The sequence below is a fragment of the Campylobacter novaezeelandiae genome (assembly GCF_018968685.1).
Classification (GTDB): domain Bacteria; phylum Campylobacterota; class Campylobacteria; order Campylobacterales; family Campylobacteraceae; genus Campylobacter_D; species Campylobacter_D novaezeelandiae.
In genome coordinates this window covers 1,020,587-1,040,883 of sequence record NZ_CP076657.1, presented here as the reverse complement: position 1 = coordinate 1,040,883, position 20,297 = coordinate 1,020,587, and the positions used below count along the sequence as shown (strand labels likewise).

The window sequence follows — 20,297 nt, the reverse complement described above, 5'->3', positions numbered from 1 at the left end:
AAAATCTAATTTAGATTTTATTACTCTTTATTTTTATTTCCCTTTTAAAAATTAAAATAAATAAACGCAAGGAGTTTAATTAATGGGTCGACAAAAACATAGTTTATTTAAAAAAGAAATGGGGGGGGGGATTGAAAAAAACCATTCTTGCTCATCTAAAAAACTAGTTCTTTCTTTAGTTACAATTTCTTTTTTAAGTTCTTATTCTTATGCAGATAATTCTAATGTAAAAGCTTATAGTGAAGTAAATTTAAAAAGTAGATCAGCAAGTGTTTATCAAAATACTAACACTACTATAAATCAATCTTTAAATAATACTCATACTGTAACTGGCGCTGGTAACACTCTTGTTATAGGAAGTGGTGGAACTATACAAGTATCTAATAGTCAAGCAGTAAATTTTCAAGCAGGCTCTTCAACTTCTACTTTTTTAAACCAAGGAACACTTCAAGGTGGAAATAATACAGCTAGTGTTCAAGTAGGAGCAAATAAACAAAACGGTGTCACCATAGAAACTTTTACCAATGAAGGTATCATAGGTAATGATTCTTCTAGATATGGAGTTACAGTTTGGGGAACAGATGGTAGCAAATCTACTATAACTAATTTTAGCAATAAAGGAACTATAAGTTCAAGTTCTGGCGAAGCTATTTATCTTGGTAATACTGAGATTACAACTTTTAAAAATGAAGGAACGATTAAAAGTAATAGTGGTGATGGAATACATATAGCTGGTGGAACAACTATCGATAATTTTACTAATAGTGGCATTATAACAACTAGTGGAACAACTGAGCCAACCGGTGCAAATTCTATAAAAGCTTCTTCAGGGGTAAAATTAAGAGGTTATATAAAAACATTTACCAATGAAAGCAATGGAGTCATTTCAGCTATAACTGGAGTAAATGTAGTAGCTTCTACTATAGATAATTTTACCAACAAAGGAACTATAGAATCAACCTCAAGCAATACTCAACTTGGTGCAGCAATAAATTTGGTGCATTTTTATGGTAATTCAGATATTAAAACTTTCACTAATGAAGGTTTAATAAAAAGTGCTCAAGCAAATGGTATAGCTATAGAAGCTGGTAATAAAATAGAAACTTTTATTAATAAAGGTACTATAGATGTTGCTAATAATGGTATGATGTTTTTTGATGCAGGTGGTGCCACAGGTAAAGTTGATATCGGTGAAATCACTATAGAAAGTGGTGGTATCATTAAAGCAGGAAATAATGCAATCAATATCGATGGAAGCAAAAATGGTATCGAAGGAAAAGGCATTAAAGTAGAAAGTGGTGGTATATTAAATGGTGGTAATGCAGGTATTTATATAGGAGCTAATAATAATGTAAATACAAGCATCACTGTATCTGGAACTATCCAAGGTGGTAATGGTGGTATAATTAATACTGGAACCATAGGACAAGAAGGTGTGTCAAATCAACAACATGGTATCACTATTGAAAATGGAGGTACTATTACTTCTACAAACGGTAAAGGTATTTTAAACACAGATAATGGAATTATCTATGGTAATATTATAAATCAAAGTAATAACGATTTAACCTTAAAAAATGATTCTAGTGCTACTATTACAAGTGGTATCACAAATAATGGTAATGGAACTATCTTTATAAATAATCAAGGAACTATAAGTAAAGATGATAAAGGTCATAACTTAACCAACAATGGATCTGGTAGCATAGTTATAGAAGATTGGCTTGTAACTTCTGATAAGGATGGTAATTTAGATACTATAGTTGTAGGTGGAGGCGGTAAAGATAACGTCACTGCAGATAATATAACCATAGATGAAAGTAATCTTGATCTAGATAATCTAGAAGACATAAGTGATGTTATCTCAGGGGTTGATAAAGGTAATATTGGCAACATAACAACCAATGGTAGTGGGGATATTAATTTAGGTTATGATCCTACAACAGGAAAATTCTCTAAAGATATTGATCTTAAAAGATCTATCTCTGGTGCAACCTTTAGAAGCTTAATCTCTACTACTACAAGAAGATCAACCTTTATAGATAATGTTATGGGCAATTCTATGCAAAGCTTTTATTTAGGAAATTCAAGTAGAGCTCAAAGAATGGCTATGTCTGAAAAGGGTAATTTATACTCTGATGCAAGTGATTATATAAAGAGTGATTTTTCTAATGCTTCTTATGGATCTAATAAAGAACACTCCTTATTTATCCTTCCTTATGCTTCTTCACAGAATGTTGAACTTTCTTTAAATGAAGAAAGTAAAGGACATACTAAAGGAACTATCATAGGTTATTCTACCTTAAAAGATAGTGGAATATATGGTGTGTATGCAGGTTATGAAGATACAAAAATGAGTTCAACTTATTTTAATATCAACAATAGAACCTATTATGCAGGTTTAAAATACTTTAATACTTTATTTACTACAAGTAAAGGTCAAGAAGTTTATATCAAAGCTCAAGGTAAAACAGCCTTAATTAAAAATGATTTAACTAAAAGAGTAGGAACTAATGAAGCTAAAGCTGAACCTAATTCTTATGCTTATGGTATGAGTTCTGATATAGGTATGAATTTTATCTATGATAAAGATATATTCTCACCTGAAATTGGCTTAGCCTATGAAGGAGGCTATACAGAGGCTTTTTCTATGCAAGATACTATAGGTCAAGCTACTGTTAAAGGTGGAGAAAGAGTTTATGCAAACTATTTAAATCTATTCTCTACTAAAACAAGTCTTACTTGGTTTAGAGATTGGTTACCTCATTTAAAAACTTCTTTAACCCTTGGAGCTAAATTTAATATCAATCCTAGCGTAAAAGCTAAAGCTAGATTTGGTAGTATTAAAGCAACTGATGAATTTGATTTACCAAGAGTTCAAAGCTATGCAACAGGATCTTTTATCATTCCTCTTAATGAAGCTTTCTATTTTAGCTTAAACTATAATGGTATGTTTGATAGAGATGGTAATACTCATACAGGATATGCTCAATTTAACTATGTATGGTAAGAAATAATTACTTAGTTTACTAGTTTAATCTCCTAAACCCAAATGACTTTAGTTGTTTGGGTTTTATGTTTTTATATTTTTACTTTTATTTTTTTATTTTTATTTTTTATACTTTATTTTTATACTTTATTGCTTTTATGTCTTTGTATAGTTTATAAGTTGTTTTATATATCTTATATATCTTATATATCTTATATATTTATGCTTTTTATGGTTTATGGCTTAATGTTTTATACTTTATATAGTTAATAACTTACTTTTTATACTTTTTATACTTTTTATACTTTTTATACTTTTTATACTTTTTATACTTTTTATACTTTTTATACTTTTTATACTTTTTATACTTTTTATACTTTTTATACTTTTTATACTTTTTATACTTTTTATACTTTTTATACTTTTTATACTTTTTATACTTTTTATACTTTTTATACTTTTTATACTTTTTATACTTTTTATACTTTTTATACTTTTTATACTTTTTATACTTTTTATACTTTTTATGGTTTTTATGGTTTTTATGGTTTTTATGGTTTTTATGGTTTTGCACGCTAATATACTTTTAAAGTTATTAAAAACTTTATGCTTTAACTATATATAGTTTATATGCTTTTAAGTTATAACTTTATCTTTTATGCTTTTAAAAGATATAAATATGTATTTGTGATAAGTGTTTGACATAAGAATGTTTTATAGAATTTTTGATTTGTAAAATTAAAATATTTTTGTAGTGTTTTGTGTTAAATAATCAATGCTTTAAAAAGCATCGATTATTTTATAATAGCTAAGTCCTAAAGCTCTGTATTTTTCATAAAGGGCAAAAGCTTCTTTGAGTTCGCTTTCGCTTACTTTTGGATAATTTTTGATATCTGGAGCAAAGTATTTGTTCATAATAGCGATTTTTTCTTTATCGTTTTTAGCTTTTTATAGTTATAAATATGTATGATAAGTGTTTAACTAAGCATATAAAATAATAAAATAGATATAAATATAATACTAATTTTACTAATTTTGTAAAAAAATGTATTGATTATAATTTAAATTTGTGATTAAAGTTTGAAAGAAAAATACAATTTTATTTTGCGAAAGATAAAAAATTTAAGAATCCAAAATAAATAGATTTGATTTAAGATGATTTAAAAAATATCATAAATAAAAAATTATTTATGATAAATCAATTCTAAACTAAAGCGTATTTTAAAACTTCATCAAAGCTATCAACAGCAACAATTTGCATATTGTCAAGAACTTCTTTAGGTATATCTTTTAAATCTCTTTCATAATTTTTCTTAGGAATTAAGGCTGTTTTAATTTCTGCTTTATAAGCAGCTATTAATTTTTCTTTAAGCCCTCCTATAGGCAAAACTTTTCCGCTAAGATCAATTTCTCCAGTCATAGCAACATCGCATCTAACTTTTTTATCGCTAAATATAGATGCAATCGCTGTGCTAATTGTAATACCAGCACTTGGTCCATCTTTTGGGGTGGCACCATCTGGAACGTGAATATGTAAATTGTATTGATTGTAAATGCTTTCTTTTGTATTGTGAAACATTTTTTGAGGAACTTTTAATTTTTTCTCATCAATTAAAACTTTTATTACGCTAAATGCTATTTTAGCGGATTCTTTCATCACATCTCCTAAGCTTCCTGTTAGGATAAGATCCCCTTTGCCTTTGATTTTAATTATCTCAACCTTTAAAACATCTCCACCTATTGGAGTCCAAGCAAGTCCGTTAACTTGTCCGATCTGATCTTTTTGATCTCGTTTTTGAATTTCATATACCTTTTTATCAAGAAATTCATTGAGATTTTTTTGATTGATATTTATTTTTTTAATATCTTCTAATAAAAGTTTTTTAGCACTTTTTCGGCAAAGCTCTGCTATTTTGCGTCTTAAATTTCTCACACCTGATTCTCTGGTGTATTCGTTAATGATAAGTTCTATTGTAGCATCGTTGATATTTAATTCGCTATTTTTAAGCCCGTGTTTTTTGATTTCACTAGGTATAAGGTATTTTTTAGCAATTTGGAATTTTTCATTAGGCGTGTATGAGCTTAATTCTATAAATTCCATTCTATCTCTTAATGGGCCTGGAATATTGCCAATGTCATTAGCGGTTGCAATAAAAATAATTTTACTTAAATCTATATTGAAATTAAGATAATAATCTCTAAATTTAGTATTTTGCTCAGGATCTAAAATTTCAAGCAAAACAGCACTTGGATCGCCTCTAAAGCTTCTGTTTAGTTTATCGATTTCATCTAAAACAACCACAGGATTTATTTGTTTAGCTTCTATAAGTCCTTGTGTAATACGCCCAGGCATTGCTCCTATATAAGTTCTTCTATGACCTCTTAACTCATTGACATCTTCTAATCCCCCTAGTGCAATACGCACCAATTCTCTTTTTAAAGCCTTGGCGATAGAATTAGCTAAAGAAGTTTTTCCAACTCCTGGAGGGCCATAAAGACAAAGTATGACTTTGGCTCCATCTTTATCGGATATTTTGCGTTTTTCTAAAAGTTCTCTTACGGCAAAATATTCTTCGATTCTCTCTTTGGGTTTGTTAAGAGCATAATGATCTAGATTTAATTGCTTAGAAACTTCTTTGATATCGAGTTTTCTTTTTGATATTTTTTCAAAAGGTATGTCAAGAGCTGTTTCTATGTAGGTTTGTATCATAGAGGCTTCTGAATTATCTTGATGAATTCTTTCAAATTTTTCTATTTGTTTTTTGATCTCTTTATAACTATCTTCATAAATGTATTTCTTTTTAAGTTCTAATTTTTTGTAGTATTCTTTTACTTCATCTTCTTTTTGTGTATCGCTTCCAAGCTCTCTTTGGATTTGTCTTAATTGCTCTTTTAAAAAATACTCTTTATTAACCTTATCAATGCGTGAATGAACTTTGTTTTTGATTTCTTTTTGAATTTTGTTTGCTTCGATTTCTTGAGCTATAAGATCGATTAGTTGTAAAATTTTTTTTTCAAGATCGGTTTGGATAAAAAATTCATACGCTTTTTGCTTTTTGATACGTATGGTATTTAAGATCAAATCACAAATTCTTGATGCGTCCGTTCCTTCTTCTATCGTTCTTAAAAGATCAGGTGAAAAATAATGACTTATATTAGTCAATATTTTAATTTTTTCTTTTAAAACATTTAATAAAGCTTCTTGTTTTGCTTCTTCTAAAAAACTCTCTCGAATAAGATCTATTTTAGCTTCTAAAGGCTTGTTTGAAATTCTTTCTATTATTTTTCCTTTTGCATAGCCTTGAAATAGAATTTTAACACGCCCATCAGGTAGGGGAACTTTTCTCATAATCGTTCCAATTACTCCGCAATCAAAAATTTCATCAAAATTTCTTCCATTATCAAATTTAGATGGAGCAACAAAAAGCATTGTTTCATTTTTTATAGCCAATTCTAAAGCTTTCATATTTTGAGAATCATTGATAAAAATAGGTGTAATCATAAAAGGATATAAAAATAATTCATCTTCAACTAAAATAGGAAGTGTAGCTGGATAATTTTGAATTTCTTCAATTTGCATTTTTTTTCCTTAAAAACTTTCAAATATACTTCTATACCAAGGGAGTTCTGGTTTTATTATACTTTTATTAAAAAATTCAGAATGTTCAATGCGATCTTTGTAAATTTCATAACTTTGTTTTTTATCTAGACGTTTATAGAGATCTTTTATTGTATCATCTAAATAAAAAACGGCAAGATTGAATTTTGTAAGCATAGTTTGCACTAAAGGTTTGTATTCTGTATAAGGATATTTTTTAAGAAAATTATCTATTTCTTTTTGGCTTTCTAACATTAAAGCTTGATTTCTATTTGGTTGTGAGAAAGCATCAAATTTCGCTTTAATTTTTAAATAGTGAATATAATCGATATTTTGAGAAGTTCCGAATTTTTTATTATATTCATCAAGATAAAAATTCGCTAATTGGTATTCTTCTTCGTCAATATGAGCTTGTGCAAGAATAATAAGCACAGTTTCTAATAAAGGATCCGAGATATGCTCACTTGCCATGCTGTTGTAATGAGTATCAGCTTTTTCTAAATCTTTATCTTTTAAATCTTTAATAATTTGATCATACCATTCTTTAGCGTTTAAATTATAAAGATCATTGGAATTTTTCACACTACATGCACTAAAGAAAAAGCTTAAAGTGCAAATTAATAATAAAATATTTTTTTTCATCATCTGTAAAATTCGTATCCTAACTAAATTTTTGATATAATTTTAATCATTTTACAATTATTTTTTTATTAATTATAGTAAAATTTAGATAAATAATTTCAATTTTTTTGGAATTATTATTGCTTATTTATGCTAGAATATCCGAAGTTAAACTTGAGGAGAAAAAATGACCTTAGCTGTTAAATGTCCTATATTAGGTTTTGAAGAAACTAAAAATATGGAATTTTCAACTATTGATGAAGTATTTGTAAGATTAAAAAGTCTTGATGGAAAAGAGTTTTCCTTTGTTCTTATTAATCCTTATTTAATTCGTCCTGATTATGAATTTGATATCCCAACTTATTATCAAGAATTACTTTCATTAAGTCCCCAATCAAATATGAAAGTTTATAATATAGTGGCAATAAGTGATACTATAGAAGATTCGACTGTTAATTTTTTAGCACCAGTTGTTATGAATTTAGATAATAATAGTATGGTTCAAGTTATTTTAGATTCTACAAACTATCCTAGTTTTTTTCAAGCAGAAAAAATTTCTGATTATATTAAAAAAAATAATACCAATCAATAAAGAATGACAGATATTTATATTCTTGGAAATGGAGCTATGGCAAGTGCATTAGCTTGCGGTTTACAAGAAAAATACCAAGTTTATATTGCAGGAAGAGACGAAAAAAAACTTACAGATTTAGAAAAACAAGGTTTTAAAACTTTACTTTATAAAGATTTCAGTTTAGAAAATAAAAACGTTATTTTAGCTTTTAAACCTTATGCTTTAAAGGATATGGCAAATATTTTAAACGCTCAAGCAAGGATTCTTATTTCTGTTTTAGCTAATGTTTCTTTTGATACTTTAAAATGTATTAAAGCACAAAATTATGTCAGAATTATGCCAAATATTGCGGCAAAATATAAAGCTTCTGCTACTCCATATCTAATTCAAAATTCGTATTTTAAGGATGAAATTATTCAGATTTTGCAAACTTTTGGCAATATCTATGAACTAAAAGAAGAAAAACAAATGAATGCTGCAATGGCTATTAGCGGTTGTGCCCCAGCGTTTTTAGCTTTGATAGCTGAAAGTATTGCCGATGGCGGAGTTAATGAAGGATTGGGCAGAGATTTAAGTGTTGAACTTACTCAGGGTCTATTTGAAAGTTTTGCTCAATTGTTGTCGCATAAACATCCAGCTTTAATTAAAGAAAAAATTTGTTCTCCTGCTGGTGTTACTATCAAAGGTGTAAGAACTTTAGAAAAATATGCCATTAGGTCTGCTTTTATAGAAGCGTTAAATTCTAGCTCATCTTAGATGAAAAAAGCATTTTCTTTTATTGAGCTTATATTTTGTATAGTAATTTTATCTTTTGTTTTTTCTACTTTGCATTTAATTTATATGCAAATTTATAAAAATTATAATTTTTTAGGTTTTTTTCAAAGACTTTATGACTTGGAAGAAAGCTTATATAATAATCCAAAATTCAAAGATATAGTAATTAATACTTCAAATTTAGGTTCTTTAGAGTTACTAGAAGAGTATGTAAGTGATGATTTATTTGAATTAAAAAAGTTGAAGATTAAAGATAAGAATTATACTAGTTATTTTAAATGAAAAAAGCTTTTACTTTTTTAGAGATTATTTTGGGATTAATTATTTTTTCTATTTTATCTATAATTATTTCAAAAGTTTTATCTCAGATTTATTTTTATCATTTTGAAACTTTGAAAAACCAAAATACAATTTTAAATTTAAAAAATGCTTTGCTTAGCTTGGAAAAAATAACTCAAAAATGCCTAAATATAAAAATACAAAATAATGCTTTAACTTGTTTATTATTTGATGAAGAAAACCTTTTATTTTTAAAAGATAAACAAGCTTTTATAATAAATTCAACTCTTATTTTAAAAGATAAAGATGAAAAATACTATTCTCCAAAAAGTAATTTTTTGATTCAATATCATAATAATAAAGATTTGTTCAATTTAAATGATAAATTTATTTATATTCTTTTTAAAGATGATATTTATAAGTCTTTGATTATAGATAATGAAAATTTGTTTTTAGAACACAATTTTACAGGACATTTTTTACCTTTGCAAGCAAAATTAAATCTTTTTTTAAAAAATGAAGAATTAAAGTATGAAGTTGATCCTTTTTCTAAAAATCATACCTTAAAAGGAATATTGGCACAAAATATTAGTGATTTTACTATAAATCAGAATAATAAAGGGATTAAAATAAAACTTTGCTCATCGCAAGATAATAAAAATTTATGTTTGGAAAAATTGATATATAATGAAAAAAGCTTATATTTTAATTAGCATTGTTTTTTTAATTACTTTAGTTTCTTTTTTAATCAATTTAAGTTTTAATATTTCAAGTTATATACCAAGGATATTAAGAGATGAGTATTATTATACTGAAGCTAGAATTTTAAGTTTAAATGCAAAAGAGCTTGCTAAATATTTTTTATATAAAGCTAAACAAGAAGGCAAAGAATGTATTAATTTTATAAATTTTAATTATCCAAAAGACGATGATATAGTAAGAATTGATTATTTTTATCCTATTGCAGAGTGTGATAATTTTAAATTTAAAAGTATTAATCAAGATGCTAATTTATCAAAAGATGGAGTTATTATCATAAATATTAGTATACGTTTAAATTCAAATCAAGCAGTTAATGATGAAATTTTTATAAATAAAAAGGATTTAATTTATACAAACCAAGACTTTTGGAAGTCTTGGTGATATTATAGTCCTTCAAAAGGATTTTCTTTAACTTGTTTTCTATCTACTATATAAGGAATGAGAGCCACATGTCTTGCACGTTTAATCGCAACTTCAACCATTTCTTGATATTTTTTGCTTGTTCCTGTTAAACGGCGTGGCATAATTTTAAATCTTTCAGATAAAGCGTGTTTTAACATTGCTGTATCTTTATAATCAATAAATTCAACTTTTGCTTCTGTATATTTACAATATTTGCGTGAATATTTTCTTTTTTCTGCCATAATTTTTTCCTTTAAAATGGTAAATCTGTATCGTCGCTTTCGTAAGCGTCAATATCTATTTCTTTAATTTTTTCTTGGTTTTGGTTAGGATTTTGCTTTTGTGGAGTATTTTGTGAAGGACTTCTTCTAAAATTATCACTCATATAAGGATCATAGCTTTGATTTTCGTAATTGCTATTGAAATTCCCATTTTGTTGTGGAGGATTTCCACCTAGCATTTCCATATTTTCAACTTGAATGCTATGCTTAGAGCGATTTTGCCCATTTTGATCACTCCATTGTTCAAATCTCAAACGCCCTTCTATAAGAATTTTACTTCCTTTAGAGAGATATTGATTAGCTATTTCAGCCATTCTTCCATAAAATGTAATATCAATAAAGCAAGTTTCTTCTCTTTTTTCTCCATTTGTTGTAAATCTTCTAGTTACAGCGATAGCTGAAGCTCCTATAGCATTACCGCTTTGTGCGTAACGCATTTCAATATCCCTAGTAAGATTTCCTACCAAAACAACTTTATTAAACATTTTTTTCCTTATTGAATTTCTGGAGCCTCTATGGGTTTAATTTCTTTTTTTGATTGTTTAATCCCTTGGCTAAGCTTTTCCCAAGCTGCAATTTCTTTTTTATTTTCATATTTTACAATTAAAAATCTTATTACTTCTTCTGTAATTCTTAAAACCCTTTCAAGTTCTTTAATTAAATTTGTAGGTGCTTTAAAATAAATTACAAAATAAGTTCCTCTTTCATATTTTTTAATTTTATATGCAAGTTTTCTAGTTCCCATTGGAACAACTGTCTCAATGCTTGCACCATTTTTTGTAAGGACTTCTTTAATGAATTCCAACTTAGTATTTACTTCTTCTTCTGTTAAAGTAGGTTTTAAAATAAACAAAACCTCGTAATGTTTCATATTTTTCTCCTTGTGGATATTAAGCCTTAAAGATTATCTCTTTTAGGCAAGGAACTTAATATTATATCAAAAAATACTTAATCTATACTTTTTAAGACTATTACAAAAAGTTACAAAATTTAAATGTTTATATTGAATTTTTTAATATATAGTTAATATTGATTTATTTTAAGTTATTATTTAGTTTAAAATAAAACTAAAGGCTTTATTATGTCAAACAATAAACAGCCCATTCGTTGGCTTACTTTTATCGTTTTAGTTCTGGGCGGGGGTACTGTATTTAAACTCTCTTCTTTAAAAGATGCTTTTTATGTGCCCATGCAAGAATTTATGAGTCTTAGTAATACTCAAATTGGTCTTGCGTTATCTGTTTATGGTATAGTTCAGACGATAGGAAATTTTGCTTCTATTTATATCGCTGATAGATTTTCTAAAAAAATTCTTATCCCTTTATCGTTAATTTGTGTTGGATTAACTGGAATTTATATTTCAACTTTTCCGTCTTTTTATGGTATTTTAATCGCTTGGGGTCTTCTTTCTTTATTTGGAGAAGTGATTTATTGGCCTGTCTTATTAAAAGCTATTCGTTTGCTTGGAGATTCTACGCAACAAGGAAGACTTTTTGGATTTTTAGAAGCAGGACGCGGAGTTATTGATACTATAGTTGCTTTTAGTGCTTTGGGAATTTTCTTACTTCTTGGTTCAGGTGCTGGCGGTTTAAGAGCTGCTATACTTTTTTATAGCACTTGTGTAATTGTGGCTGGAGTTTTAGCTTATTTCTTACTTGAAGATGATAAGATAAATACCAAAGATGAAAAAGGAAATGAGATTAGTAAAAATAAAGCCGCTTGGAATGGGGTGTTAAAAGCGGTTAAAACTCCTGAAATTTGGGTGGTTTCATTAACTATTTTTACTATTTATTCAGTTTATTGTGGATTGACTTATTTTATCCCTTTTTTAAAAGATATTTATGGTATGCCAGTAGCTTTAGTAGGCGCTTATGGAATTATCAATCAATATACTTTAAAATTAGTAGGCGGTCCTATTGGGGGATATTTAGCTGATAAGAAATTTCATTCATCTACGAAATATTTGCGTTTTGCTCTTATCTTGGCTGCCATTGCGATTTTAATTTTTATTTTTATGCCTCATCATAGTTTAAATATTTATTTTGGCATGAGTTTAACTTTAGGTTTTGCAGCTTTAGTTTTTACTATGAGAGCGACTTTTTTTGCTCCGGTTGATGAAATTCAAATTCCAAGAGAAATTAGTGGAGCAGCTATGAGTATAGCTTGTATATTTGGGTATTCTCCGCAACTTTTTTGTTTTGCACTTTATGGTTTTATTATTGATAAATTTAAGGGTTTATTTGGATATCAAATTGTTTTTAGTCTTATGGGATTTTTTGCAATTTGTGGAGTTATTGTTACTTCAATTTTACTTAAAATGATAGCTAAGAAAAAATTACAAGGAGTGGTTCAATGAAAATAGGTTTAGAGACAGAAAGCATGCATCTTTGGTTTCAAAATGGCAAAATGGATATATTTTCTTATATAGATTTTGCTAAAAATTTAGGGTGTGATGGCGTTATTATAAACATTATTAAAGATTTTGGATTAGATGAAGAGTGGGGATGTTTGGGAAGTGATGATGAAAAACACCTTCTAAAAATAAAGGCTAAGCTTGATGAATATAAAATGTATTGTGAGATTGATGCTAAAGGTTTTGATTTAAATAAATTTAAAAAAATTAGTAAAGTTTGTAAGATTTTAAATGCAAATATTATAAGATCTTATGTGCCTTTAACTGATAATACTAAAAAAGTAAAAAATGCAAGCGATGGAGCATTTGATGACTCTAAAATTACAGCAAAATTTAATAAAGAAGAATTTTTAAGTGCGGCCAATGAAATAAAAGCTTTAATCCCACTTTTAGAAGAAAATAATCTAAAACTTGCTATTGAAAACCATGAGTATCAAACTTCTATCGAGCTACTTGAGCTTTTAGATTTAATCAATCATCCTAATGTTGGTTTTTTATATGATTTTGGAAATTCGATGATGGCTTATGAAGATCCAATTGTTGCTTGTAAAAATATGGCTAAACATACTTTTAGCACACATTGTAAAGACCATATTGTTTTTATAGAAGATAATATCCCATATGTTTGTGGCGTTCCTTTGGGAGATGGGAGTTTAGATATAAAAACTTGCATTAAGATTTTAAAAGATCAAGGACTAGAAAGGATAAATATAGAGCAATGCTTCCCATATTGTGCTACTTTTAAAAGAGAGAAAGGAACAGGCGGAATAAAAGAATTAGGCAAAGGAGCTTTTAAGATAAAGGATCCTTTATTTAAAGATTTAAAAGCTATGCAGTATTATTATCCTCAAGAGATTTCAAATGAACACTTAGAAAAACTTTTAAATTTCCAAAAACAAGGTTGTGAAAAAAGTGTGGAATATTTAAAAAGCATTATTTAGACAAAATTTGATTTAAATTTTGTCTGATTTCTTCAAGCATAATAAAGCGTTTTTTATACATAGAACGTTTATTGCTTGGAATTTCTTCAAGGCTTTTTTGTTCGTGTAAAAGCTTATAATATTTATGATTGTTTATTTTAATAAGCTTGCCTCCATTTTCTAACCAAATTTTTTTATAATCAACAAAATAGCCTTTATTTTTTCCTTTATGAGATCTGATTTGATTTTTTTCATAGACTCCAAGTGTAATATCAAGTTTTAAATATTTACAAAGCATTTTAACGCATTCTATAAGTAAAGCTATAGGACGCAAACCGTGGCATTTTTTTGTGAAAATTTTATTTATATCTAATGTATTAAAATTAGCATGTTTATAACCTTGAATACAAGAAATTAAAAGATTATTTTCTAAAGTAAAACAAAAACAGCATTGTTCAATAACATGTTTTTGATATCTAAGAGAAAATGCCCAAAGACCTTCTTCGCGAACATGGTGGTTATTTCCTAAATATAGTTCAAAATTCTCATCAAAATTAAAGATGAGTTGATCTTTGGGTAAAAATTTAAAACTTTTAAGCCCTTTATTTGCATCATAAATTAAAGTTTTTACACGTTCATTTGCATTAAAACTTTTATCACAAAATCTTCTTATAGCGTTATAGCAAATATCAGGTTTATTAAAAAAAGATTTAAGATTTTTATTTTCTTCTATGTTAAGTGTTTTTTCAAGAAATCTAATTTGAGGATAGTATAAAATTTTTCTTAGGTAAAATCTTATACAACGTCTAAAACTAATCATTTTACTTTTGTCATCAAATTTTGGAGTAGGGAATTTAAATTGACTCATTGTATTATTCTTGTAATATCATTAAATGTTGCAAAAAGCATTAAAGCTAGTAAAATAGCCATACCTCCGTAGCTTAAATATTCAAAGACTTTTTGTGGAACTTTGCGTTTAAATACCATTTCATATAGATTAAAAAGTATGTGTCCTCCATCGAGCATAGGTATAGGCAAGAGATTTAAAATTCCAAGATTGATAGAAATTAAAGCTGTAATAATCAAAAGCACTGAAATACCACTATCTGCAGCTTTAGAAGTTATATCAACCATAGTGATAATACCGCCTAAATTCTTTGCGTCAATTTCGGTATTTAAAAGTTTTATTATACCTTTTACTATAAGTGTTGAAGCGTTTAAACTTTCATCATAAGCGTATTTTAAGGCACTAAAACCTCTATAGTATATAGTGCTTAATTCGCCATTTGGTGAAATTCCAATTAATGGTTTTTGGATCGGTTGTAAAAATTCATTATAAGAAGATGCAATTTTTGGCGTTAGTTCTATTTGTAATTTTTCATTATTTCTTTGAATTAAAATTTGTAATTTTTCATTTTTAACTAGTTTTGAAATTTCATCAAAACTCTTAATTTTATGATGATTAATCTCTAAAATTATATCATCTTTTTTAATTCCTGCATGAAAAGCAGCAGAATCTAAAGCCACATTTCCTACTATAGGAGAAAATTTTTGTATGCCTAAATTGGCAATTAATATATAGAGTAAAAAGGCCAAGAATATATTAAAAAACGGTCCTGCAAAAAGTATGTAAATTTTTTTTATAGGGCTTAAAATACTATAGCTATCGCTATCTAAGTTTTCAAAGCCTGGTCTCATGTCATCTTGCCCTTTAAGTTTAACATAACCTCCAAGTGGTAAAGTACTTAATCTATAATTTGTTCCTTTAAAATTATATTCTAATAAACTTTTTCCAAAACCTATACTAAAAACTTCGACTTTCACCCCTAAAGATTTTGCTGCCAAAAAATGTCCAAGCTCATGAAAAAAGATTAAGAATGAAATAACTAACAAAGTAATAAGAAAGTTAACAGAGTAAAATTTTAACCCTATAGCAAGAATTAAAGCTAAAAATAATAAAGATTTCATTTTTTTCCTTTTATATAGGCATAAATATATTCATAACCAGAATAAAGAGTAAGAATTAAGGCGATATAAAGTAAAATTTGAGCAAAAGGCCACTCCATAATTAAAAAACCAATGGCTACCATTTGAAAGCCAGTTTTTAATTTTCCTGCAAAAGATGCGCTGATATCTAAATTTTCGCTTATCATAACAACGCGAAAACCTGTAATAAAAAATTCTCTTACTAAAATAATATAAATAATCCATTCATTAACTCTACCCATTATTAAAAGTCCAATAAATGCCGCTAAAATAAGCATTTTATCAGCTAAGGGATCTAGGATTGATCCAAGTTTTGTTATTTGTTCCCATGTTCTAGCGATATATCCATCAAAAAAATCACTTAAAGCAGCTAAAGAAAAGGTTAAGGCTGCAAAATAATTAATCCAACTTTGATGAATACCTTCAAAAGAGTGAGTGAGTAAAAAAAATAATAAAGGAGCAAAAACAATTCTTAAAAACGCTAAAGCATTTGGCAAATTCATAAAAAACCTTAAAATAATAAAATTAATTATATTTTATAAAAATAAGACAAAAACTTGGTAAAAATTTTAAACAATTTAAAAAATAAAATTTTATTTTTCATTGTAACAAGGTAATCTTATATTTTTTAATTTTTATTAACTAAATTTTAATTAATTTTACATAAAAGTTATAATTTAAATTGAAAAAATATTAAAATTCAAAAATTTCTGGCTTTAATTTAAGCATTAAACAAAAGGCTCCTAAAACAGCTTGTTCTTTTATAAATTCTCTATCTCCTTTAAGATAAAGTATTTCTTGTATATATGTACCATCTTTAAACATAGCTCCAATATAAATTGTTCCTGCTTTGTGCTCTTTTATATCTTCTTTATCTGCTATACCACTTATAGCTAAAGCAAAATCTGGTTTAGCGGTTTTAAAGATGCCTTTTAGCATAAAATAAATACATTTTTCACTATATGCACCATTATTTTCTAATATATCCTCGCTTATCCCAAGCCATTCATGTTTAAGACGATTTGAATAACTTACAATAGATCCTTCAAAAATTTGACTAATTCCTGAAAATTGAGTGATTTTTGCCGCACAAAGCCCCCCAGTACAACTTTCAGCAAAAGAAATTTTCATATTTTTATCCAGAAGTTTTTTGCTTATAAATTCAATAGGATCTTTTCCTAAAAAAAACTTTTGCCCAAATAAATTTTGAACACTTTTTAGAAAACTTTCAAGTTTTCCGTATTGAGAGCTTGAAACTTTAACAAGATTGATGTGTTCTAAAAGTTGAGTAACTTTTATTTTTACTTCATAGGATTTTGTTAAAGTCTCAAGGAGTAAAATCGCACTTTCATTATCTATACCAAAAAGACAAAAATGTTTAAAATTTAATGATATATCCCCGATTAAATTCGGGATTGTATGGTTTATTTGAATTTTTAGAACGTTAATTTTACAGGTTGGAAATTCGATCATAAAACTATCTTTTTCATAAAAAGATTTGCTAGGAACTAAAGTATTTTCATCTAAAATAAGATTATCTTCATTTAAAGTTGCAAGGATTTTTGCTACAGTGGGATAGTATTCAAAACTAGAAAATATAGTAATGAAATCATATTTTTGCATTAAATCTTCAAGCAAAAATGGTAAATCTTTATCAGTTTTATTTTGGATTTTTATTTCGTTGATTTCTTTAAATTTTTTTTCATAAGTCCTATAAATGTAATTTTTAAAATTTGAATTAGCAAGAATTTCATCTCCCAAAATAAAAAGCAAATGTTTCATTTTATAATATTTCCTTATATTTATATTAATTTAATATTATATCTAAAAACAAAGGCTAAATTAAAGCTATTTAGAGTAAAATTATATTATTTTTTAGGTGGATTTAAATGGATTATAAGAATACTTTACTTTTGCCAGATACAAGTTTTCCAATGAGGGCTAATTTAAACGAAAATGAAAAACAGCGTTTTGATAAATGGTTTGATAAAAATTATGCTTATGAAAAAATAAAAGAAAAACGTAAAAATACAAATAAAAGCTTCACTTTGCACGATGGTCCTCCTTATGCAAATGGTCATATTCATATAGGACATGCCTTAAATAAAATTTTAAAAGAAACTATTATAAAACTTCACTATTTTCAAGGAGAAAAAGTTCGTTTTACTCCTGGGTGGGATTGTCATGGACTTCCTATTGAGCAACAAGTAGAGATAAAAATTCAAGATAAAAAGCATTTATTAAGTAAAAGTGAAATAAGAAAATTATGTCGCAAACACGCTAAAGAATTTATTGATATTCAAAAAGAAGAATTTAAAAATTTAGGGATTATTGCTGATTGGAATAAACCTTATCTTACAATGGATTTTGCTTTTGAGGCCAATATTTATAGAACTTTATGCGAAATTGCAAAAAAAGGTCTTTTATTGGAAAGATCCAAACCTGTTTTTTGGAGCTGGGCAGCAAAGTCAGCTTTAGCAGAGGCTGAAGTAGAGTATGAAGATAAAGAGGATTATTCTATTTTTGTGAGTTTTGATTTAGATGAGCCTTCTTGTAAAAAATTAGGGGTTCAAAAAGCTAGTGCAGTGATTTGGACTACTACGCCTTGGACTTTGGTAGCAAATCAAGCTATTGCTTTAAATCCTGATGAGATTTATACTCTTACAAAAGAAGGGTTTATTTTTGCAAAAGCTTTACTTAAAAATATGATAGAAAAAAATCTTACAACAGGAGAAATAGAAAAGGAATTTAAAGCTAAAGATTTGGAAAAATTAGAAGCAATCAATCCTTTAAATTCAAGGAAATCTATTTTAATTCTTGCAAATCATGTTGTAATGGAGGGTGGAAGTGGTCTTGTACATACAGCACCAGGGCATGGAGAAGATGATTATTATGCTTGTTTAAAATATGGCATAGAAACTATAATGCCAGTAGATGATGGTGGCTGTTATGATGAAACTTTAAGAGTTAAAAAACTTTTGCCACAAGATTTATTAGATGAATTTATTGGACTTCATATTTTTAAAGCAAATGAAAGAATTTTAGAGCTTTTAGGAGATCATCTTTTGCATTCTTCTAAATTTATACACTCTTATCCATTTTGTTGGAGAACACATAAGCCTGTAATTTATAGAGCAACAAAACAATGGTTTATTGCAATGGACGAGTTAAAAGATGGCAATACTCTAAGAGAATGCGCCAAAGAACAAATTGCTAAGGTAAAATTTTATCCTCAAAGTGGTATTAAAAGAATTGGATCAATGATTGAAAATCGTCCTGATTGGTGTATATCAAGACAAAGGGTTTGGGGAACTCCTATAGCCTTTTTTAGAGATAAAAATTCAAAAGAAGTAATTTTAGATGATGAAATTTTAAAATTTATTGCAGATATTTTTGAAAAACAAGGTTCTGATGTTTGGTGGGAACTTGAGATAAAAGATTTATTACCACCTAACTCAAAATATAAAGCAGAAAATTTAGAAAAAATCAACGACATACTTGATGTTTGGTTTGATAGTGGAAGTACTTGGAATGCTGTTTTAAAATCTCATAATTATGATGCAGGAGAATGGATTGCTGATATGTTCTTAGAAGGAAGTGATCAGCATAGAGGGTGGTTTCAAAGTTCTTTACTTACAAGTGTTGCTATTAATAATCAAAGCCCTTTTAAAAGTATTTTAACACATGGGTTTAGCATTGATGAAAAAGGGCAAAAAATGTCTAAATCTAAGGGCAATGTGATAGCTCCTAGCTATGTTGCTAAAACTTATGGGGTAGAAATTTTAAGATTATGGGTTTTGCTTAGTGATTATTCAAGTGATTTAAAAATTTCAGATAATATTTTAAAGCAAGTTAGTGAACAGTATAGAAAAATTAGAAATACTATAAGATTTTTACTTGCAAATATTAATGATTTAGATGATCTAAATGTTAAAAATTTCTCTTTTATTGATCAATGGATACTTTCTAAGGCTAAAGAGGTATTTAAAAATACTAAAGAATCTTTTAAAAATTATGAGTTCGCAAAAGGTTTTAATCATCTTTTAAATTTTCTAAGCTCTTATTTGAGTGGAATTTATTTGGATATTAGCAAAGATAGGCTTTATTGCGAACAAAAAAATAGCTTAAAAAGAAAAAGTACTCAGGTAGCTATGGCTTTAATCACTAAAGAATTATTTAATATTTTAGCGCCATTTTTTACTTATACCATTGATGAAGCCTTAGAACATAGCAATAAGATCATTAAAGGCAATGATATAGTAGATGTATTTGATCTGAGTTTTAATGAAGAATTAAATATAGATTTTAATATAGATGATAAATTTTTACTTGAAGCAAGAGAAAAATTCTTTGAAAAAATAGACATTTTGAAAAAAGACAAAATTATTAAATCTACTTTAGAGCTTAAACTTTGTAGCACTTCATCTTTTATTTTAGATTTGGATAAAGATGAAATAATTGATTGGTTTATGGTAAGTGATGTAGGTATAGATAATGATGGTGAAATTTTAGGTGAATTTAAAGTAGATAATGAAAAATTTATAATTTTAAAAGCTAAAGAATATAAATGTCCAAGATGTTGGAAATTTAAAGCTATAAAAGAAGAATGTTTATGTGATCGTTGTTCTAAAGTATTGGATTTATAATGTTTTTAGAGCCTATGCCTTTTAGTATTGTAGTTACAACGGTTATTGTTGT

18 protein-coding genes and 1 pseudogene are annotated in these 20,297 nt (G+C 27.2%); 9 read left to right on the top strand and 10 right to left on the bottom strand.

Annotated features, from left to right (window positions below; genetic code table 11):
* Positions 1–82: 82 nt before the first annotated feature.
* Positions 83–3,010: an autotransporter outer membrane beta-barrel domain-containing protein gene (locus CNZW441b_RS05340; protein ID WP_425331624.1), complete on the top strand. Its 2,928-nt coding sequence runs from the start codon at positions 83–85 to the stop codon at positions 3,008–3,010.
* Positions 3,011–3,769: 759 nt separating this feature from the next.
* Here CNZW441b_RS05340 and CNZW441b_RS08145 read toward each other — a convergent pair.
* From CNZW441b_RS08145 to bamD, 3 genes and pseudogenes are all read right to left on the bottom strand, one after another.
* Positions 3,770–3,937: pseudogene (locus tag CNZW441b_RS08145) on the bottom strand (bifunctional thiol oxidoreductase); the annotation flags it as partial.
* A 256-nt stretch (positions 3,938–4,193) separates the two neighbouring features.
* Positions 4,194–6,569: an endopeptidase La gene (gene lon, locus CNZW441b_RS05335; protein WP_131165849.1), complete on the bottom strand. Its 2,376-nt coding sequence runs from the start codon at positions 6,567–6,569 to the stop codon at positions 4,194–4,196.
* 9 nt (positions 6,570–6,578) lie between these two features.
* Positions 6,579–7,229, bottom strand: coding sequence for an outer membrane protein assembly factor BamD (gene bamD / locus CNZW441b_RS05330; RefSeq protein ID WP_131165854.1), 651 nt, complete (start codon positions 7,227–7,229; stop codon positions 6,579–6,581).
* 166 nt (positions 7,230–7,395) lie between these two features.
* Between bamD and fliW the strand changes: the two genes are divergently transcribed.
* From fliW to CNZW441b_RS05305, 5 genes are read left to right on the top strand one after another with little or no spacing between them, the layout of a single operon-like run.
* Positions 7,396–7,800: a flagellar assembly protein FliW gene (fliW, locus tag CNZW441b_RS05325; protein WP_131165848.1), complete on the top strand. Its 405-nt coding sequence runs from the start codon at positions 7,396–7,398 to the stop codon at positions 7,798–7,800.
* A 3-nt stretch (positions 7,801–7,803) separates the two neighbouring features.
* On the top strand, positions 7,804–8,538 hold the full coding sequence (locus CNZW441b_RS05320) for a pyrroline-5-carboxylate reductase (protein ID WP_131165847.1): 735 nt from the start codon (positions 7,804–7,806) through the stop codon (positions 8,536–8,538).
* Entirely contained in the window at positions 8,539–8,838 is a 300-nt protein-coding gene (locus CNZW441b_RS05315) for a type II secretion system protein (RefSeq protein ID WP_131162954.1), read from the top strand.
* Positions 8,835–9,548, top strand: coding sequence for a hypothetical protein (locus CNZW441b_RS05310; RefSeq protein WP_131162953.1), 714 nt, complete (start codon positions 8,835–8,837; stop codon positions 9,546–9,548). Before CNZW441b_RS05315 ends, CNZW441b_RS05310 begins: the two co-directional genes overlap by 4 nt.
* Positions 9,523–9,978: a hypothetical protein gene (locus tag CNZW441b_RS05305; protein ID WP_131165846.1), complete on the top strand. Its 456-nt coding sequence runs from the start codon at positions 9,523–9,525 to the stop codon at positions 9,976–9,978. The genes CNZW441b_RS05310 and CNZW441b_RS05305 overlap by 26 nt, the downstream gene beginning before the upstream one ends.
* 2 nt (positions 9,979–9,980) lie before the next feature.
* Here CNZW441b_RS05305 and rpsR read toward each other — a convergent pair whose 3' ends face one another.
* Genes rpsR through rpsF form a run of 3 tightly spaced genes read right to left on the bottom strand, consistent with a single transcriptional unit; the run spans position 9,981 to position 11,151 of the window.
* Complete coding sequence (rpsR, locus tag CNZW441b_RS05300) at positions 9,981–10,241, bottom strand: 30S ribosomal protein S18 (protein WP_131162951.1); 261 nt, start codon at positions 10,239–10,241, stop codon at positions 9,981–9,983.
* A gap of 11 nt (positions 10,242–10,252) precedes the next feature.
* Positions 10,253–10,765, bottom strand: coding sequence for a single-stranded DNA-binding protein (locus CNZW441b_RS05295; RefSeq protein WP_131165845.1), 513 nt, complete (start codon positions 10,763–10,765; stop codon positions 10,253–10,255).
* A gap of 8 nt (positions 10,766–10,773) precedes the next feature.
* Positions 10,774–11,151: a 30S ribosomal protein S6 gene (rpsF, locus tag CNZW441b_RS05290; protein WP_131162949.1), complete on the bottom strand. Its 378-nt coding sequence runs from the start codon at positions 11,149–11,151 to the stop codon at positions 10,774–10,776.
* A gap of 210 nt (positions 11,152–11,361) precedes the next feature.
* Between rpsF and CNZW441b_RS05285 the strand changes: the two genes are divergently transcribed.
* The gene (locus CNZW441b_RS05285; RefSeq protein ID WP_131165844.1) at positions 11,362–12,636 is read left to right on the top strand and encodes an MFS transporter; all 1,275 of its coding nucleotides are present in this window, start codon (positions 11,362–11,364) and stop codon (positions 12,634–12,636) included.
* A complete protein-coding gene (locus tag CNZW441b_RS05280) occupies positions 12,633–13,634 on the top strand; it encodes a sugar phosphate isomerase/epimerase family protein (protein WP_131162948.1) in 1,002 nt (333 codons plus the stop codon). The genes CNZW441b_RS05285 and CNZW441b_RS05280 overlap by 4 nt, the downstream gene beginning before the upstream one ends.
* Here the strand turns inward: CNZW441b_RS05280 and CNZW441b_RS05275 are convergent.
* The 4 genes from CNZW441b_RS05275 to CNZW441b_RS05260 form a co-directional block, all read right to left on the bottom strand.
* Complete coding sequence (locus CNZW441b_RS05275; protein ID WP_131162947.1) at positions 13,627–14,481, bottom strand: VirK family antimicrobial peptide resistance protein; 855 nt, start codon at positions 14,479–14,481, stop codon at positions 13,627–13,629. The two genes, CNZW441b_RS05280 and CNZW441b_RS05275, sit on opposite strands and share 8 nt — an antisense overlap.
* A complete protein-coding gene (rseP, locus tag CNZW441b_RS05270; protein ID WP_216681280.1) occupies positions 14,478–15,581 on the bottom strand; it encodes an RIP metalloprotease RseP in 1,104 nt (367 codons plus the stop codon). The genes CNZW441b_RS05275 and rseP overlap by 4 nt, the downstream gene beginning before the upstream one ends.
* Positions 15,578–16,102 carry a CDP-diacylglycerol--glycerol-3-phosphate 3-phosphatidyltransferase gene (gene pgsA / locus CNZW441b_RS05265; protein ID WP_131162945.1) on the bottom strand — a complete coding sequence of 175 codons (525 nt, stop codon included), beginning with the start codon at positions 16,100–16,102 and terminating at the stop codon, positions 15,578–15,580. Before pgsA ends, rseP begins: the two co-directional genes overlap by 4 nt.
* 190 nt (positions 16,103–16,292) lie before the next feature.
* Positions 16,293–17,381 (bottom strand): CinA family protein, encoded by a 1,089-nt coding sequence (locus CNZW441b_RS05260; RefSeq protein ID WP_216681279.1) that lies wholly within the window; start codon positions 17,379–17,381, stop codon positions 16,293–16,295.
* 107 nt (positions 17,382–17,488) lie between these two features.
* On the opposite strand from CNZW441b_RS05260, the gene ileS reads away from it, so the two are divergent.
* Entirely contained in the window at positions 17,489–20,245 is a 2,757-nt protein-coding gene (gene ileS / locus CNZW441b_RS05255) for an isoleucine--tRNA ligase (RefSeq protein ID WP_216681278.1), read from the top strand.
* The last annotated feature ends 52 nt before the right edge of the window (positions 20,246–20,297 follow it).

What these genes read in the sequence shown, in the direction of transcription:
- CNZW441b_RS05260 (WP_216681279.1), bottom strand. Translation starts at nt 17,381, where the DNA reads ATGAAACATTTGCTTTTTATTTTGGGAGATGAAATTCTTGCTAATTCA.
- pgsA (WP_131162945.1), bottom strand. Translation starts at nt 16,102, where the DNA reads ATGAATTTGCCAAATGCTTTAGCGTTTTTAAGAATTGTTTTTGCTCCT.
- ileS (WP_216681278.1), top strand. Translation starts at nt 17,489, where the DNA reads ATGGATTATAAGAATACTTTACTTTTGCCAGATACAAGTTTTCCAATG.
- CNZW441b_RS05295 (WP_131165845.1), bottom strand. Translation starts at nt 10,765, where the DNA reads ATGTTTAATAAAGTTGTTTTGGTAGGAAATCTTACTAGGGATATTGAA.
- fliW (WP_131165848.1), top strand. Translation starts at nt 7,396, where the DNA reads ATGACCTTAGCTGTTAAATGTCCTATATTAGGTTTTGAAGAAACTAAA.
- CNZW441b_RS05340 (WP_425331624.1), top strand. Translation starts at nt 83, where the DNA reads ATGGGTCGACAAAAACATAGTTTATTTAAAAAAGAAATGGGGGGGGGG.
- CNZW441b_RS05275 (WP_131162947.1), bottom strand. Translation starts at nt 14,481, where the DNA reads ATGAGTCAATTTAAATTCCCTACTCCAAAATTTGATGACAAAAGTAAA.
- CNZW441b_RS05315 (WP_131162954.1), top strand. Translation starts at nt 8,539, where the DNA reads ATGAAAAAAGCATTTTCTTTTATTGAGCTTATATTTTGTATAGTAATT.
- rpsR (WP_131162951.1), bottom strand. Translation starts at nt 10,241, where the DNA reads ATGGCAGAAAAAAGAAAATATTCACGCAAATATTGTAAATATACAGAA.
- rpsF (WP_131162949.1), bottom strand. Translation starts at nt 11,151, where the DNA reads ATGAAACATTACGAGGTTTTGTTTATTTTAAAACCTACTTTAACAGAA.
- CNZW441b_RS05310 (WP_131162953.1), top strand. Translation starts at nt 8,835, where the DNA reads ATGAAAAAAGCTTTTACTTTTTTAGAGATTATTTTGGGATTAATTATT.
- lon (WP_131165849.1), bottom strand. Translation starts at nt 6,569, where the DNA reads ATGCAAATTGAAGAAATTCAAAATTATCCAGCTACACTTCCTATTTTA.
- CNZW441b_RS05320 (WP_131165847.1), top strand. Translation starts at nt 7,804, where the DNA reads ATGACAGATATTTATATTCTTGGAAATGGAGCTATGGCAAGTGCATTA.
- rseP (WP_216681280.1), bottom strand. Translation starts at nt 15,581, where the DNA reads ATGAAATCTTTATTATTTTTAGCTTTAATTCTTGCTATAGGGTTAAAA.
- CNZW441b_RS05280 (WP_131162948.1), top strand. Translation starts at nt 12,633, where the DNA reads ATGAAAATAGGTTTAGAGACAGAAAGCATGCATCTTTGGTTTCAAAAT.
- CNZW441b_RS05305 (WP_131165846.1), top strand. Translation starts at nt 9,523, where the DNA reads ATGAAAAAAGCTTATATTTTAATTAGCATTGTTTTTTTAATTACTTTA.
- bamD (WP_131165854.1), bottom strand. Translation starts at nt 7,229, where the DNA reads ATGAAAAAAAATATTTTATTATTAATTTGCACTTTAAGCTTTTTCTTT.
- CNZW441b_RS05285 (WP_131165844.1), top strand. Translation starts at nt 11,362, where the DNA reads ATGTCAAACAATAAACAGCCCATTCGTTGGCTTACTTTTATCGTTTTA.